Origin of the sequence: Xanthomonas sp. BRIP62415 (assembly GCF_003993515.1) — a bacterium.
GTDB lineage: Bacteria > Pseudomonadota > Gammaproteobacteria > Xanthomonadales > Xanthomonadaceae > Xanthomonas > Xanthomonas euroxanthea.
Map to the genome: position 1 here is coordinate 708,579 of NZ_QEZH01000023.1, position 15,737 is coordinate 724,315.

A 15,737-nucleotide genomic window follows, 5' to 3' on the forward strand; every position below is an offset into this window, starting at 1 on the left:
TCCGCCTGCCCGCCTGTCCGTCGCGCGCGACCGTCGGCGTCTACGGTCGCGGCCACGCAAGTGCCGCGGTGGCTCGCCACCCCGGGCACCTGGTCTTCATTGCGTCCCACCGCACCGAGCAGGCAGCCGTGGTTTGCGCCGCGCAGACGCCGGCGCACGTACGCACTCAGGCGCTGCGCGGCGAGAACATGATGATCGCCATGCCAAGCAGGCAGCAGGCGGCGCCCAGCAGATCCCAACGCGTCGGCGTCACTCCGTCCACCCACCACAGCCACAGCAGTGCGCTGGCGATATAGACCCCGCCATAGGCGGCGTACACCCGCCCACTGGCATCGGGATGCAGGCTCAACAACCAGACGAAGATGGCCAGGCTCAATGCCGTCGGCAGCAGCAACCAGATGCTGCCGCCTTTGCGCAGCCACAGATAAGGAAGGTAGCAGCCGACCAGCTCGGCGACCGCGGTGGCGGCGAACAGCAGCAGCGTGGTCGGTGCGAAATTCACGCGCGGCCTGACCTGTCCAGGCCCTGCGTGTCGACATCGGCCTGTTGCTGCGCCGAGAGGTCGGGTGCCCGATCGCTGCGCACCGGCGTGGCAGTGACAGGCGTCGCGGCGCCCGGTTGGTCGGGAGTGGATGGAGCGCTGCCGCGCTCGCCGCGCTTGACCTGTTGCCACAGCGCTTCCTGCTCGTGCAGCGATAGCGCGGCCAGCGCGGTGCCATCCGCCTGTGCCTGCGCCTCCATGGCGCGGAAGCGGCGCTCGAACTTGAGATTGGCATGTCGCAGCGCCGCCCCCACGTCGACCTTGGCATGGCGCGCCAGGTTGGCGCAGACGAACAACACATCGCCGAGTTCGTCTTCCAGCCGTGCCTGGTTGTCGGCGACCGCACCACGGGCGAACTCCACGCGCAGCTCTTCGATTTCTTCCTGCAATTTCTCCAGCACCGGTGCCGGGCCGGGCCAATCGAAGCCGACCCGTGCCGCGCGCGATTGCAGCTTGGTGGAGCGCTGCCATTCCGGCAGGCCGCGTGCGATGCCGGCGAGTGCGGAGTCGTCCTGATGGCCCGCTGCGCGACGTTCGGCACGCTTGATCTGCTCCCAGTTGGCGCTCACCGCCTGCGCGTCGTCGGCGCGCTGTTCGGCGAAGACATGCGGATGGCGGCGCACCAGCTTGTCGCTGAGCGTGGCGACCACCTCGGCGAATCCGAATGCGCCCTGCTCGGCGGCCATCTGCGAATGGAAGACTACTTGCAGCAGCAGGTCGCCCAACTCGTCGCGCAGACCCGCAAGGTCGTTACGGTCGATGGCGTCGGCGACTTCGTAGGCTTCCTCGATGGTGTACGGGGCGATGCTGGCGAAGGTCTGCGCCACATCCCACGGGCAGCCATGCTCAGGATCGCGCAGACGCGCCATCAGTTGCAGCAGGCGCTGGATGTCGCCGGTCGGCGGGGACTCGGACATGGTGTCTTCCTGATAGGTGTGGTGCAGCTGAGTGGCGTGCCAAGGCGATGCCGCCGGCACGTGCCGTAGCAGCTGATGGCAGGCGATGGGGAAGCACTGCGCTGGACATGACGGCGTTGGCACTAAGCGCCGCCACCGGACCATCCGGCGAGCGCGCAGGCCGCCAGCGCTGCTCACACCAGCCAGCTGCGCCACGGCAGATTGGGATCGCCCAGCGCGATGAAATCGCCATTGAGCAAGGTGTCGCGGCGGTTGTAACGGAACGGTTTGCCGGTGCCGCCGGCCAGCAGCACACCGCCGGCGGCATGCAGCACGCACTGGCCGGCCGCGGTGTCCCACTCGGAGGTGGGGCCGAAGCGCGGATACACGTCCAGGTCGCCCTCGGCGATGCGGCAGAACTTCAACGACGACCCTTGCGCGACCACGTCGATCTGGCCCATGCGCTCCAGCGCGGCGGCGGTGCGCGCGTCGCGATGCGAGCGACTGGCGGCGACCCGCAGCGGCATGGCCGCCGGCGTGCGCGTATGCAGCATCTCGTCGCGATCGCCATCGCGGCGGTAGGCGTTCTCGCCCCGGGCGGCATACCAGACCCGGCCATCGACCGGCGCCTGCACCACGCCGAGCACCGGCGCGCCCATGTGGATCAGTGCGATGTTGACGCTGAACTCGCCGTTGCGCTTGACGAACTCGCGGGTCCCGTCGAGCGGATCCACCAGCCAGTAGCTGGTCCAGAACTGCCGGTCTTCCCAGGCCACGTGCGCGGATTCTTCCGACAGCACCGGCACATCCGGGGTGACCCGGCGCAAGCCGTCGACGATGACACGATTGGCGGCCAGGTCGGCCTGGGTCAACGGGCTGGCGTCGTCCTTGAGCTCCACCGCGAAATCCTGCGCATAGACATCCATGATCGCCGCCCCCGCCTCGCGGGCAATGGCGATCACGGTTTCGCGCAGTTCCATCGGGATGCGGATCATGGATTGCGCTCCAGCCACTCGCGCGCAATGAACAAGGCGGCCAGCGAGCGGCCTTCGGAAAAATCGTCGCGCAGCATCAAGTCGTCCAGACGGGCGATCGGCCAGGGCACCACTTCCATCTCTTCCGGCTCGTCGCCGACCAGGCGCTCGGGATAGAGGTCGCGCGCCAGCACCAACCAGGATTGGTGACTCATATAAGTAGGAGCGAGCGTCATCGCACGCAACACCTGCACCTGGCGCGCGCCGTAGCCGGCTTCTTCCTTGAGTTCGCGGTCGGCGGCCTGCTCCGGCGTTTCGCCGGCATCGATGCGGCCCTTGACCAGACCCAGCTCGTAGCGATGCACGCCGGCGGCGTACTCGCGCACCAGCAACACGGTCTGCGCATCCAGCATCGGCACCACCACCACCGCGCCATGGCCCTGGCTGAGTTGGCGCTCGTAGAGGCGACGCTCGCCGTTGGAAAACTCCAGATCCAGCTGCTGGCGACGGAACGGCCCGTCACCCAGATCGGTGATCTTGTGGATGGTCGGCAGGCGCGGGCTCATGCGCAGCACGCAGCGGCGGAGCCGACCGATAGAATAGGCGTATGCATCGACATGTTCATGAACCCGAAATCCTAGCAGACCCGGCAGCCTCCCAAGCTGACGAACATTGGCGACAACGCGATCTTCAGGTGCTGTGGCACCCCTGCACGCAGATGCGCGAACACCCGCACACACTGCCACTGGTGCCGATCGCGCGTGGCGATGGTGCGTGGCTGATCGGCCACGACGGTCGCCACTACCTGGACGCGGTCAGCAGTTGGTGGACCAACCTGTTCGGCCATAGCGAGCCGCGCATCGGCGCGGCCATCGCGCGCCAGGCTGGCGAACTGGAGCAGGTGATGCTGGCCGGCTTCACCCATGCGCCCGCCGTGCAGCTGGCCGAGCGCCTGCTGGCGATCGCGCCGCGCCAGGCCGGCCGCGCGCCGTTGTCCAAGGTGTTCTATGCCGACAACGGCTCGGCCGGCGTGGAAGTGGCCTTGAAGATGGCCTTCCATTATTTCCACAACCGCGGCGAGCATCGCCGCACGCGGTTCGTCGCGCTGGAAAACGGCTACCACGGCGAGACCATCGGCGCGCTGTCGGTCGGCGACATTCCGTTGTATCGGCGCGTGTATGCGCCGTTGCTGCTGGAATCGATCTTTGCGCCCTCGCCCGATGCCTACCTGGCCGAACCTGGGCAGAGCGCGGAGGACTACGCACTGCAGGCAGCCGACGCGCTGCAGGGGGTGTTCGAACGATCACCCGGGGAAATCTGCGCACTGATCCTGGAGCCGCGCGTGCAGTGCGCAGGCGGCATGCGCATGTATCACCCGGCCTACCTGCGCCGTGCGCGCGAACTGTGCGATGCGCATGGCGCGTTCCTGATCGCCGACGAGATCGCCACCGGCTTCGGCCGCACCGGCAGCCTGTTCGCCTGCGAACAGGCCGGAATCATGCCCGACCTGTTGTGCCTGTCCAAGGGGCTGACCGGCGGGTTCCTGCCGTTGTCGGCGGTACTGGCCACGCAGCAGTTGTACGACGCATTCCTGGACGACTCGCGCGAGCGCGCGTTCCTGCATTCGCATAGCTACACCGGCAATCCGCTGGCGTGCGCGGCCGCGTTGGCGACCCTGCAGATCTTTGCAGACGACGACGTGATTGCACGCAACCAGCGCACCGCCGCGCACATGAGCGCGCTTGCGGCGCAGATCGGCGAACACCCCGCGGTGGCGGACGTGCGCCAGGCCGGCATGATCGTGGCCTTCGAGCTCACGCAGGGCGGCGACAAGCGCACGCCGTTCCCGTCTGCGGCACGGGTGGGCCTGAAGGCCTATCGCGCCGCACTGGACAAGGGCGTGGTGCTGCGCCCACTCGGCGACGTGCTGTACTGGATGCCGCCGTACTGCGTGGACGACGCGCAACTTGCGCTGTTGGCGGCGACCACCCGCCACGCCATCGAGGAGGCCGTTGCATGCGCCTGACCCGTTCCCATGTGGCACTGCCGCTGCACTGCGACCAGGAGCTGACGCTGCCGGAAGCCTCGGCCAATCACCTGCTGCGCGTGCTGCGGCTGCGCGAGGGCGATGCCTGCGTCCTGTTCAACGGCGACGGCAGCGACTACCACGCGCGCATCACCCTGGCCGGCAAACGCGAGGCGCGCGCAGTGGTGGACCGGGTCGAGCCGCTGTGCAACGAATCGCCGTTGTCGATCACCCTGATCCAGGGCATCGCGCGCGGCGAGAAGATGGACCTGATCCTGCAGAAGGCCACCGAGCTGGGGGTGACGGCGGTGGTACCGGTCAACGCCGAGCGCACCGAGGTCAAGCTGGACCCGGCGCGCATGGAAAAACGCCTGGCGCATTGGCGCAGCGTGGTGGTGTCGGCCTGCGAACAATCCGGGCGTGCACGCGTTCCCACGATCGCGGCGCCGCACGGCCTGCAGGAGGCGGCCCGAGCCAGCGACCCGCAGGCGCTACGGCTGACGCTGGACCCGCAAGGCGAGCATCGCCTGGGCAGCCTGGTGCTGGGCACGCAACCGCATGTGATCGTGGCGATCGGCCCGGAAGGCGGCTGGTCGCCGCGCGATCGCACGACCCTCGCCGAGGCCGGTTTCAGCGGCCTGCAACTGGGACCGCGCATCTTGCGCACCGAAACCGCGGGGCTGGCGGCGATTGCGGCGCTGCAGTCGCGGTTCGGGGATCTATAGCGCGCTGACTCGTAGGAGCGCACCTGGGCGCGACCGGGCGTTATCGGGAATGCCTCGTCGCGCCCGGGTGCGCTCCTACGGGAATGCGGAGTCGATCGACATTGCCGCCTCCACTGCGTGCTTGTCTTGAAAGCCCCGTCCACCGCGTGCCGGTCCGGCACACCCGTTGACTCGTAAGAGCGCACCTGGGCGCGACGGGGTGTTATCGGGAATGCCTCGTCGCGCCCGGGTGCGCTCCTACGGGAATGCAGAGTCGATCGACATTGCCGCCTCCACTGCGTGCTTGTCTTGAAGGCCCCGTCCACCGCGTGCCGGTCCGGCACCCCCGTTGACTCGTAGGAGCGCACCTGGGCGCGACGGGGCGTTATCGGGCGCGCCTCGTCGCGCCCGGGTGCGCTCCTACGGGAATGCGGAATTGATCGGTTCCGTGCAGCCGGCTTGCTGCACCTGGCGATGCGCAGGACTCAGCGGCCGTGCTGCAGGAACCAGCTGGCCGCGCCGATCACACCGAGCTGGCCGTGCTCGACGATGCTGACCGGCACCTGCTCCAGCGCCGGACGCAACGGGCCCTTGTCGAGCAGACGTGCGACGAAATCGCTTGCGGCCACGAACGCGGCGATCTGCGGCAGGAAGCCACCCGCCAGATAGACGCCGCTGCGCACGCCGTAGAGCAACATCATGTCGCCGACCACGCTCCCCATGAAGCCGCAAAACGCCTGTAGCGCGTCGCGTGCCAGCATGTCCTCGCCAGCCAGTGCCGCGGTGGTGACGTCGGCCGGGCTGGCGTGCACCACCGGCACGCCACGCAGCGCGGCCAGGGCGGTGTAGAGATTCAACAGGCCCGGGCCGGACAGCAGATGCTCGGTGGCCACGTGCGTGCGCGTGCGACGTAGCTCCTGCAGCAGGGCCACTTCCAGATCGCTGGCTGCCGCAAGCGCGGCGTGGCCGGCCTCGGTCGGCAACACCACCGGGTTGGCGCCATTGGGAATCCACAACGCCGCGCCCAGGCCGGTGCCGGGACCGAGTATCAGCGCCGGACCCGGCGCGCCCTGCGGCGGGCCGGACAACTGCATGACCTGATTGCCGGTCATGTAGTTGGCCGCATGCGCCACCGCTTCGAAATCGTTGACCAGATGCAACGCCTGCATGCCGAGCTGGCGACGGATCTGCTCCGGCGACAGTACCCACGGCAAATTGGCGGTGATCACGCTGCCGTCTTCCAGCGCATAACCGGCACTGGCGATGACGCCGCGCATCACCGGTGCGCAGCCCAGCTCCGCAAAGAACGCGGCCATGATCTCGGCCAGGCCCGGATAGTCGGCGCATCGGTACTTGCGATAGTCCAGCACCGTGACCGGTTGGCGTGGATCGACGCCTTCGCACACCAGCGCCAGGCGTACATGCGTCCCGCCAACGTCTGCGGCAACGAAGGTTTCGGGGCGTGGAAAGGCCACCGCTTCCATTGGACTGCTTGCGCTCACGCATTCTCCTGATAAGTGGTCGCGGGCTGGCGTCATCTTCCGTTATCCGACGAACGGTCACGGATAGACAACGTTGTCAGTAATCGCCTTGTAACGCAACCGTGGCGATCACGATTTGAACAGGATGCCGCCAATTTCATCATCCACTGAAAATCTGCATCCCGAGCAACGATTTCAGCACAAATCGAGGCGACGTATCGGCCTGTGCGCCATTCCACATAGAAACAGCCGATCGCACCGCAGGCACAGCATTGCTGCGCTGCGCGGTCGCGGCGGCACCCTGCGCGGCATCGCCGGGAAATGCTGCATTGCAGCGCAATCGCAGCAGCTTCAGAGATCTGTGACGATGTGTTGACAACGCTGTCAACGCTACGCGAGACTCGATCCAAATCGGGGTTCTGGCAGGAGGGGCCATGGACTGTTCGGTACTCAAGAACGGGCGACTCCCTCGTCGGCGCATTCCAGATTCGTGAGTGGGCATCACCCGATGTTCGCTCGCTGAAGTCGCATCCGCTCCACCGCTTCACCACACGGGGGACACCTCCTCTACCACGCGAATCACCTGGACCCGCCTCTCATGGCGCGCGCCAGTGCGGTCACCGCGATCGGTAAGGGCGTGTTGTTTTGCCGGCCACGCCGAGCGCGTGACGCCTTCCAGAGGCGGCGCGCTCACAGCACTAACCAACGAGGTTTAGCCATGCACAGCCGCACCACGACGTTAGCACTCTGTATCACCGCCGCTCTGTACTGCTCCGGCTCTGCAATGGCTGCCGGACAAGACCAACAGGCTCCTGCCGCCACACCGTCGGCGACCACTGAGCTGGACACCATCACCGTCACCGGCTACCGCGCATCGCTGGAGAAGAGCCAGTCGGTCAAGCGCTCGGCCAACTCGATCGTCGATGCGATCAGCGCCGAAGACATCGGCAAGTTCCCGGACATCAACGCCGCCGAATCGCTGTCGCACCTGCCGGGCATCAGCGTCGATCGCCAGTTCGGCGAAGGCGAAAAGGTCAGCATCAACGGCACCGACCCGGCCTTGAACCGCGTGCTGCTCAATGGCCAGACCATCGCCTCGGGCGACTGGGGCGGCAACCCGACCGACACCAGCGGCCGTACCTTCAACTACACCCTGCTGTCGCCGGAAATCATCGGCCTGATGGAGGTCTACAAGACCCCGGAAGCGCGCATCGACGAAGGCTCGATCGGCGGCACCGTGATCGTACACACCCGCAAGCCGCTGGACCTGCCCAAGAACACCATCCGCGGCTCGGTCGGCTACAACTACAACGACCGTTCGGAAGAAGGCAATCCGCGCGGCTCGGCGCTGTGGAGCTGGAAGAACGACGACGAGACCTTCGGCGCGTTGATCTCCGCCACGCATGACAAGCAGGACCTGGCGCGCGCCGGTATCGAATACTTCGGCTACACCACCGGCGAAGGCATTCCGGCCAGCGCCACCATCACCGGCGACGGCAGCGATGTGGCCACCGCCCGCGTGCCGGCCGGCATCAGCAGCGCGTTCTTCCAGCAGACCCGCGAGCGCAGCGGCCTGCAGGGTGCGTTGCAGTGGAAGCCCAATGAGCAGAACGAGTTCAACCTGACCGGCCTGTACATCAAGGGCAAGTACAACAACTTCAGCCAGGCGCGGTATGTGTGCCCGGCATGTAATGACGACCGCCAGAAGATCACCAGCGCCAACGTGGAAAACGGCGTAGTGACCTCGGCCACGGTCAGCGATGGCGCCGCCGGGCAACCGTACGCGCAGCTGGATGCGAACTATCGCGAAAGCACCGTCACCACCAAGAGCCTGAACCTGCGTCACGACTGGTCCGGCGAGAAGTGGGTGTTCACCAGCCAGGTCGGCAGCACGCAGGCCACAGGTGGCAAGAACCCCGAATACCTGATGAAGTTCCTGATGCAGGACGGCGGCTACAACTACGCCTTCGACGGCCAGAACACCGCGGTGAACTACGACAACGGCGGCGCCTCGAACTGGGTGTTGCCGGGTAATCCCGCAGGCCTGGCACCGGGCCAGCAGGGGAACATCCCCGGCACCAACACCGGCATCATGCAAGCCGGCGGTATCGCGTACCAGAAGAGCAAGGACGAGGAAAAGTACTTCCAGTGGGACGCCTCGCGCGACCTTGAGTGGGGCCCGTTCACCAAGCTGCAGTTCGGCTACAAGTACATCAACCACAACAATGGCGTGGACGCGCGCGGCAACCGCATCAACTCCACCGACGCGGTCTCGCTGACACAGTTCAACCCGGGCAGCACGCCCAGCAGCCTGTACGACGGCCTGGGCGCCAGCGGCGACCTGACCACCTGGCCGACCGCCAGCCTCAATGCCGTGCGCAACTATCTGTTGTCGCAGCCGCAGGGTCCGTACCGCACCGATTTCGGTGCCTCGTTCCAGGTCAAGGAAATCACCCAGAACGTCTATACGCAGTTGAACTTCGAGTCCGGCCAGTGGCGCGGTAACGTCGGCGTGCGCCTGGTCGACACCACCGACAAGTCCGAGTTCTGGCAGAGCAACGACGGCGGCACTAACTTCGACCGTGTCGCCGAGACCAACGACTATCGCAAGGCACTGCCGAGCTTCAACATCGCCTACGACATCACCGACGACACCGTGCTGCGCTTCTCGGCGGCCAAGGTCATCGCACGTCCGCGCTACGCCGATCTGGCCGGCACCTTCACCATCAACAGCGGTACCGGTGACCTGACCGCCAACGGCGGCAACCCGGATCTGAAGCCGTACGAATCCACCAACTACGATCTGGCAGCCGAGTGGTATTTCGCTCCGTCCAGCATGTTGTCCGGTGAAGTGTTCTACCGCGACATCAGCTCCTACATCGTCAGCACCACCACTTCCCAGCAGCTGAATCCGGCCCCCCCGGCCATTGCCGGTCTGTATCAGGTCACCACGCCGGTCAATGTGTCCGATGCCAAGGTCAAGGGCGTGTCGGTCAACTACCAGCAGACTTTCGGTCTGGGCTTTGGCCTGCAGGCGAACTACACGTTCGCCGAATCCGATTCCAGCTCGGGCTTGAACCTGCCCTACCTGTCGCGCGACACCTACAACGTGATCCCGTACTGGGAACATGGCGACTGGACGGTACGCGTGAACTACAGCTATCGCTCCAAGTACTTCACTCAGATCGGCCGGCTGGAATCGCGTGACTTCGCCGATGCCTACAAGCAGCTGGATCTGAATGCCTCGTACCAGATCACCGATTACATGGGCATCACCTTCGGCGCGACCAACCTGCTCGATTCCACCTACCGGGTCTTCAGCAACACCCGCGATACCCCCACGGCGTTCTACAAGAACGGCCGCGGTTATCAGGCCCAGCTGAACTTCAAGTTCTGATGTAGCACCGGCGCGCCACCGCCCCTCCACGGTGGCGCGCTTTTTTTGGACTTGCCCTGCGCGCTGCGGCGGCAGGTCGTTGCATGCACCAAACAGTGGTACTGGCCACGCCCCTTCGCCGCTGAGGGAGCATGGCCAGTCCCGCTTTTGCCATCCACGCACGGCTGCAGCACTGCCGGCGCGTCTTGCTCAACAGGAGTGCAGTTCCCATGACGACCGATAGCCGCGTGTTTGCGGCTCCATCCCGCCGCCACGCCGGAGCTGTACCCAGGAGTCGTGCGCTCGCGCTCGCTCTGCTGGTGGCATGCCCGGTGCTGTCGTTGCACGCGCAATCGCCCACCGCGCCGACCGCCACCACGCTCAGTCCGGAACAGATCGACCAGCAGTGGCTCAATGCCACCGCCAAGTACGCACCCGAACGCGAACGGCTGGTACGCGAAGCCGAACAGGGCGCGCGCAAAGGCCCGTTCCGCCCCGACTGGGCGGCACTAAAGGCCTATCAATCGCCGGCGTGGTACGACAATGCCAAGTTCGGCATCTTCATTCATTGGGGCGTGTTCTCGGTGCCGGCGTTCGGCAGCGAGTGGTATTCGCGCAACATGTATCTGCAAGGCTCCAAGGAGTTCGCCCATCACGTGGCGACCTACGGGCCGCAGGCGAGCTCCGGCTACAAGGATCTGATTCCAAAGTTCACCGCGCCCAAGTTCGACCCCAATGGCTGGGCCAAGCTGTTCCGTGACTCCGGCGCCCGCTATGTGGTGCCGGTGGCCGAGCACCATGACGGCTTTGCGCTGTACGACTCCAAGTTGTCGGACTGGACCGCGGTCAAGATGGGGCCAAAACGCGATCTGCTGGGCGAGTTGTCCAGGTCGATCCGCGCGCAGGGGCTGCACTTCGGCCTGTCCTCGCACCGCGCCGAGCACAACTGGTTCTTCGACGGCGGGCGCACCTTCGACTCGGACGTCAACGACCCGCGCTATGCCGCGCTGTACGGCCCGGCGCAGGTACGCCTGCCGGGCAAGGACGATGCCGATGTGGCCAACGACTGGACGCCGGTGTCGCAGGCCTGGCTGGATGACTGGCTGGCGCGCACCACCGAGCTGATCGATACCTATCAGCCGGACCTGATCTATTTCGACTGGTGGATTGCCCACCCCACCTTCCGCAGCAGCCTGCCGACCATGCTGGCGTATTACTACAACCAGGGCGCGGCACGCACCGAGGCCGATCGCGGCGTGGTGGTGAACTACAAGCTCGGCGCCTTCCCGGAAGGCGCCGGCACGCTGGACATCGAGCGCGGCCAGCTCACCGGCATCCATCCCACCCACTGGCAGACCGATACCTCGGTCAGCAATGCGTCGTGGGGCTACATCGAGAACGACACCTACAAGTCGCCGACCTTCATCATCCACATGCTGGCCGACGTGGTGGCCAAGAACGGCAACCTGATGCTCAACATCGGCCCGCGGGCCGATGGCTCGATCCCCGATACCGAGCGCGGCATCCTGCTGGCGATCGGCAAGTGGCTCAAGACCAACGGCGGCGCGATCTACGACAGCAAGCCGTGGCGCGTGTACGGCGAAGGCCCGACCGAAGTGGTCGGCGGCACCTTCCAGGACGTCAAGACCAAGCCCTACACCGCCGAAGATTTCCGCTTCACCACACGTGATGGCGCGCTGTATGCGATCGAGCTCGGCTGGCCGGCCGGTGGTCAGGCGGTGATCCGCTCGCTCAACGCCGCCGATGGCGTGCGCGGCGTGACGCTGCTGGCCAACGGCAAAAAGATACCGTTCGAACAACGCGCCGACGGCCTGCACTTGAAATTGCCGGCCAAGCCGGTCGGCGAGAGCGCGTACGTGTTTCGCATCGATCTTTCTTCTTCCTCCACTCCCTGACGGATGCTGTTTTCATGAGCAAGCGATTGACCTGGATCCTGCTGGCGCTGGCGCTGGTCTGCGCGCCGGCCTTGGCCAAAACCCCCACCGCGTTGTTCTATCTGATGAACACGCAGAAATCGACCAACTCGTTCCTGACCAATGTCGACAAGATCGACGTGGTGGTGCCCACCTGGTACGGCGTTGACCAGAACGGCCTGGTCAACGGCACGCCCAACATGTACCTGTACGACATCGCCAAGCAGAAGAACCTGCGGGTAATGCCGATCCTGTCGATGACCACCGGCCGCGACGGCTTCCACAAGCTGATGCACGACGAAGCCGCCAAGAAGCGCATGATCGAATCGCTGCTGATCCACGGCAAGCAGCACAAGTACTACGGCTTCCAGTTCGATTTCGAGAACATCGCCTGGACCGACCGCGACGCCTATACGCTGATGGTCAAGCAGACCGCCGATGCACTGCACAAGGCCGGCTTCAAGATGTCGGTGGCGGTGGTGCCCAATGCACCGGGCCATGCCGAAGGTGGCCAGTTCTCCAAGTGGATGTGGGAATACTGGCGTGGTGCGTACGACCTGAAGGCGTTGGGCCAGGCCGCGGACCTGGTCAGCATCATGACCTACGACCAGCACACCCGCTGGACCACGCCGGGCCCGGTCGACGGCATGGTGTGGATGAAGAAGCATCTGGACTACGCCATCACCCAGGTGCCGAAGGACAAGCTCTCGCTTGGCATCGCCACCTACGGCTACCGCTGGTACACCGGTAATCCGGTCAAGGAAGACGGCACCGAAGCGTCGAATATTTCGGCCACGTATATCGATGCCGACGAATCCTTCCCGCTGGCGATCGAACAGAACGCCACCGTGCAGTGGGATCCGGTCGAGCAGGAATCGTGGTTCTACTTCTACCGCGACGACATGCGCGAGTGGGTGTTCCGCCCGGACGCACGCAGCTTCAAGGCACGCTACGACCTGGTCAAGCAGTACGGCCTGGAAGGTTTCAGCTGCTGGGTGCTGGGCGCCGAAGACCCGAAGGTGTGGGACGAGTTGCCGACTGCGCAGCGCTAAACGCGCCATCGCACTGCTGCAGTGCCTGGCGGGCGCGGGCGGTGTCCGCATCGGAATGCGTCCACCCCAAGCCGATGTGCATACTCCCCGGGCCCGTCCTGCAGCGAACGATGCGGATGCGTGGTTCCCGCAAAACAGCGCACGCACCCCGACGAAGCGTGCGCCAGTCCCTGCGTCATCCGGCATGGCTTTGCTACTGTGCGTGGCTGCCGTGTCTCCCCCGCCACACCGGGATGTGATTGCATGATGTCGAACTCCGCACCGAACCTGCGCTCACCATTCTCCAAGCGGCCGTTGCCGGGCAGCGTGTCGTCGCGCCCGCTGTCAGCGCGGCCACGTTCCTGGCGCCTGCTTGCAGTGACGTTTGCGGCGGTGCTGTTGGCGGGGTGTGGCCAGCGCCAGACGGCGACCGCGCCGGCTGCGGACCACCCCCGCACCACCTCGACATTGCCTGCGACCACCGCACCGCTGCCGCTGATTCCCGCCCCGGCCGAAGCCAGGCGCGGCAATGGCAGCTTCCGCGTCGGCACCGGCACGGTGATCTCCATCCCCACCGGCAACGCCGAGGTGCGCCGCAGCGCCGAGTCACTGGCCAGCCTGTTGCAACGCACCCGTGGCCTGACCCTGGAAGTGCGCACCGAAACCACGGCGTCACCGCACAGCATCCGCCTGGAACGCACACCGCAGGCGCCGGTGGCGCACAAGGAAGGCTATAGCCTGGACGTGGATGGCAACGGCATCCGCATCGCCGCGCGCGATGGCGCGGGCCTGTTCTATGGCGCGATCAGCGCCTGGCAACTGATGACGCCGGACGCGCGCAAGGGCGATGTCGCCGTGCCGGCGGTGGCGATCCGCGACTGGCCGCGTTTCGGCTGGCGCGGCCAGCATCTGGATGTGGCCCGCCACTTCCACGACGTGGCCACGGTCAAGCATGTGCTCGATGCAATGGCCGCACACAAGCTCAATGTGCTGCACTGGCACCTCACCGACGACCAGGGCTGGCGCATCGAGATCAAGCGCTATCCCAAGCTCACCGAGGTGGGCGCCTGGCGCACCCCGCCGGGCGCGGGCCGGCACGGCACGCCGGAGCGCTATGGCGGTTTCTATACGCAGCAGCAGATCAGCGAGATCGTCGCCTACGCGGCACGCCTGCATATCACCGTGCTGCCGGAGCTGGACATGCCAGGACACGCGCAGGCGGCGGTGGCGGCGTATCCGGACGACGTCGGCGTGCCCGGCCAGCGCACCCAGGTTGGCGTGGATTGGGGCGTCAATCCGTACCTGTTCAACACCAGCGAACGCAGCCTGCGCTTCATCACCAATGTGCTGGACGAGGTGCTGACCCTGTTCCCGTCGGCGTATATCCACATCGGTGGCGACGAGGCGGTCAAGGATCAATGGGAAGCCTCGCCTGCGGTACGCGCGCAGATGCGCAAGCTGGGGGTCAAGGACGCGCATGCGATGCAGGGCTGGTTCAACGAACAGCTTGCGGCCTACCTCACCAGTCACGGCCGGCGCATGATCGGCTGGGATGAAATTCTGGAAGGCGGCGTGCCGGCGAGTGCGTCGGTGATGTCGTGGCGTGGCACCGAAGGTGCGGTCACTGCGGCCAAGCAAGGCCACGACGTGGTGCTGGCGCCGGGCGACTGGCTGTATCTGGACAACCTGCAGACCGCCCGCAGCGACGAGCCCAACGGCCGCCTGACCGTGCTGCCGTTGTCCAAGGTCTACGCCTTCGACCCGGTGCCGAGCACACTGACTGCCGAGCAGGCCACGCATGTCCTCGGCGCGCAGAGCGCATTGTGGTCCGAGTACATTCCATCCAGGTGGCATATCGACCACGCGCTGTTTCCGCGGCTGTCCGCGGTGGCCGAAGTCACCTGGTCGCCTGCGGCTGCGCGCAACTGGAAGGATTTCCTGGCGCGCATGCCGGCCCAGCTGCAGCGCTATAAAGCGTTGGGCATCGACTACAGCGACGGCGCCTTCGCCGCCGATATCGCATTGGAAGGCGGCCCCAACCCGGTGCTGGCCGGTGGCCCGGCCAAGGTGGCACTCGGCACCCAGGCCGGTGCGGGCACGCTGCACTACACCACCGACGGCAGCGATCCCACGCCGGCATCGCCGCGCTACGAGGCGCCGTTCACGATCCAGCTGCCGACCACGGTCAAGGCCACCGCCTTCGATGCCGGCGGCACCGCGCTGGCGGCCACGCGCAGCCGCACGTTCGAGCGTGCCGGTCTGTTGCGCGTGGACACCCAGGGCCTGCGCGATTGCGTGCAGACCGGTGCGCTCGGCCTGCGCCTGCCGTTGTTGCCGGAGATGACCGGCGCCGACACGCCGGTCTACAACGTCGACCTGTTCCATGCCTGCCGTCTCTATCCGCAGGCGCGCCTGGATGGCATCGGCGCGATCCGCATCGAGGCTGCACGCCTGCCGAACAACTTCGGCCTGGCGCACGAGCAATCCAAGGTGGTGCAGTACCCGGCCAAGACGCGCCGCGGCGAGCTGGAAGTGCGCCTGGGCTGCGAGGGCGAGCTGGTCGCCAGCGTGCAATTGCCCAACAGCGCCGCGCTGGGCGAACAGTTCACGCTGGAAACCGCACTGCCTGCACGCACCGGCATCCACGATCTGTGCCTGCGCTTCACCGCGCCGATTCGCGGCCCGCTGTATGCCATCGGCGCCGTCCAGTTGATTGAAACCACCGCGCAGGCGCCCCCCGCCGCCACGCGCTGATCCATCCAAGGAGAGTCACC

The 15,737-nt window shown here is 66.1% G+C and carries 11 protein-coding genes; 6 read left to right on the forward strand and 5 right to left on the reverse strand.

Features of this window, described 5'->3' with window-relative positions; translation table 11 throughout:
• Positions 1-166: 166 nt before the first annotated feature.
• The 4 genes from EO141_RS10870 to nudE all read right to left on the reverse strand — a co-directional run bounded on the left by EO141_RS10870 (position 167) and on the right by nudE (position 2,977).
• Positions 167-502 carry a YnfA family protein gene (locus EO141_RS10870; RefSeq protein WP_104648201.1) on the reverse strand — a complete coding sequence of 112 codons (336 nt, stop codon included), beginning with the start codon at positions 500-502 and terminating at the stop codon, positions 167-169.
• Positions 499-1,458: a nucleoside triphosphate pyrophosphohydrolase gene (gene mazG, locus EO141_RS10875; protein WP_343135021.1), complete on the reverse strand. Its 960-nt coding sequence runs from the start codon at positions 1,456-1,458 to the stop codon at positions 499-501. The genes EO141_RS10870 and mazG overlap by 4 nt, the downstream gene beginning before the upstream one ends.
• Positions 1,459-1,631: 173 nt before the next feature.
• Entirely contained in the window at positions 1,632-2,432 is an 801-nt protein-coding gene (gene cysQ / locus EO141_RS10880; RefSeq protein ID WP_127169172.1) for a 3'(2'),5'-bisphosphate nucleotidase CysQ, read from the reverse strand.
• Positions 2,429-2,977, reverse strand: coding sequence for an ADP compounds hydrolase NudE (gene nudE / locus EO141_RS10885; RefSeq protein ID WP_164739160.1), 549 nt, complete (start codon positions 2,975-2,977; stop codon positions 2,429-2,431). The genes cysQ and nudE overlap by 4 nt, the downstream gene beginning before the upstream one ends.
• A gap of 41 nt (positions 2,978-3,018) precedes the next feature.
• Here nudE and bioA point away from each other — a divergent pair, with 41 nt between their 5' ends.
• Together bioA and EO141_RS10895 are read left to right on the forward strand one after the other, a co-directional pair.
• Positions 3,019-4,437 carry an adenosylmethionine--8-amino-7-oxononanoate transaminase gene (gene bioA, locus EO141_RS10890; protein WP_127169173.1) on the forward strand — a complete coding sequence of 473 codons (1,419 nt, stop codon included), beginning with the start codon at positions 3,019-3,021 and terminating at the stop codon, positions 4,435-4,437.
• The gene (locus tag EO141_RS10895; RefSeq protein WP_127169174.1) at positions 4,428-5,162 is read left to right on the forward strand and encodes a 16S rRNA (uracil(1498)-N(3))-methyltransferase; all 735 of its coding nucleotides are present in this window, start codon (positions 4,428-4,430) and stop codon (positions 5,160-5,162) included. The genes bioA and EO141_RS10895 overlap by 10 nt, the downstream gene beginning before the upstream one ends.
• A 464-nt stretch (positions 5,163-5,626) precedes the next feature.
• On the opposite strand, the gene EO141_RS10900 is transcribed toward EO141_RS10895, so the two are convergent.
• Positions 5,627-6,625: a glucokinase family protein gene (locus EO141_RS10900; RefSeq protein WP_206514795.1), complete on the reverse strand. Its 999-nt coding sequence runs from the start codon at positions 6,623-6,625 to the stop codon at positions 5,627-5,629.
• Positions 6,626-7,340: 715 nt separating this feature from the next.
• On the opposite strand from EO141_RS10900, the gene EO141_RS10910 reads away from it, so the two are divergent.
• The 4 genes from EO141_RS10910 (at position 7,341) to EO141_RS10925 (ending at position 15,717) form a co-directional block, all read left to right on the forward strand.
• On the forward strand, positions 7,341-10,019 hold the full coding sequence (locus EO141_RS10910) for a TonB-dependent receptor (RefSeq protein ID WP_115677701.1): 2,679 nt from the start codon (positions 7,341-7,343) through the stop codon (positions 10,017-10,019).
• A 209-nt stretch (positions 10,020-10,228) separates the two neighbouring features.
• Positions 10,229-11,914 carry an alpha-L-fucosidase gene (locus tag EO141_RS10915; protein ID WP_127169177.1) on the forward strand — a complete coding sequence of 562 codons (1,686 nt, stop codon included), beginning with the start codon at positions 10,229-10,231 and terminating at the stop codon, positions 11,912-11,914.
• 14 nt (positions 11,915-11,928) lie between these two features.
• Positions 11,929-12,984, forward strand: a complete 1,056-nt coding sequence (locus EO141_RS10920) for a glycosyl hydrolase family 18 protein (protein ID WP_127169178.1) — start codon at positions 11,929-11,931, stop codon at positions 12,982-12,984.
• A 243-nt stretch (positions 12,985-13,227) separates the two neighbouring features.
• The gene (locus EO141_RS10925) at positions 13,228-15,717 is read left to right on the forward strand and encodes a family 20 glycosylhydrolase (protein ID WP_241236648.1); all 2,490 of its coding nucleotides are present in this window, start codon (positions 13,228-13,230) and stop codon (positions 15,715-15,717) included.
• Positions 15,718-15,737 lie beyond the last annotated feature (20 nt).

Excerpts from the sequence above, each read along its gene's own strand:
- EO141_RS10900 (WP_206514795.1), bottom strand. The coding sequence starts at position 6,625 with ATGGAAGCGGTGGCCTTTCCACGCCCCGAAACCTTCGTTGCCGCAGAC.
- EO141_RS10915 (WP_127169177.1), top strand. The coding sequence starts at position 10,229 with ATGACGACCGATAGCCGCGTGTTTGCGGCTCCATCCCGCCGCCACGCC.
- cysQ (WP_127169172.1), bottom strand. The coding sequence starts at position 2,432 with ATGATCCGCATCCCGATGGAACTGCGCGAAACCGTGATCGCCATTGCC.
- nudE (WP_164739160.1), bottom strand. The coding sequence starts at position 2,977 with ATGAGCCCGCGCCTGCCGACCATCCACAAGATCACCGATCTGGGTGAC.
- EO141_RS10910 (WP_115677701.1), top strand. The coding sequence starts at position 7,341 with ATGCACAGCCGCACCACGACGTTAGCACTCTGTATCACCGCCGCTCTG.
- EO141_RS10895 (WP_127169174.1), top strand. The coding sequence starts at position 4,428 with ATGCGCCTGACCCGTTCCCATGTGGCACTGCCGCTGCACTGCGACCAG.
- EO141_RS10920 (WP_127169178.1), top strand. The coding sequence starts at position 11,929 with ATGAGCAAGCGATTGACCTGGATCCTGCTGGCGCTGGCGCTGGTCTGC.
- bioA (WP_127169173.1), top strand. The coding sequence starts at position 3,019 with ATGCATCGACATGTTCATGAACCCGAAATCCTAGCAGACCCGGCAGCC.
- EO141_RS10925 (WP_241236648.1), top strand. The coding sequence starts at position 13,228 with ATGATGTCGAACTCCGCACCGAACCTGCGCTCACCATTCTCCAAGCGG.
- mazG (WP_343135021.1), bottom strand. The coding sequence starts at position 1,458 with ATGTCCGAGTCCCCGCCGACCGGCGACATCCAGCGCCTGCTGCAACTG.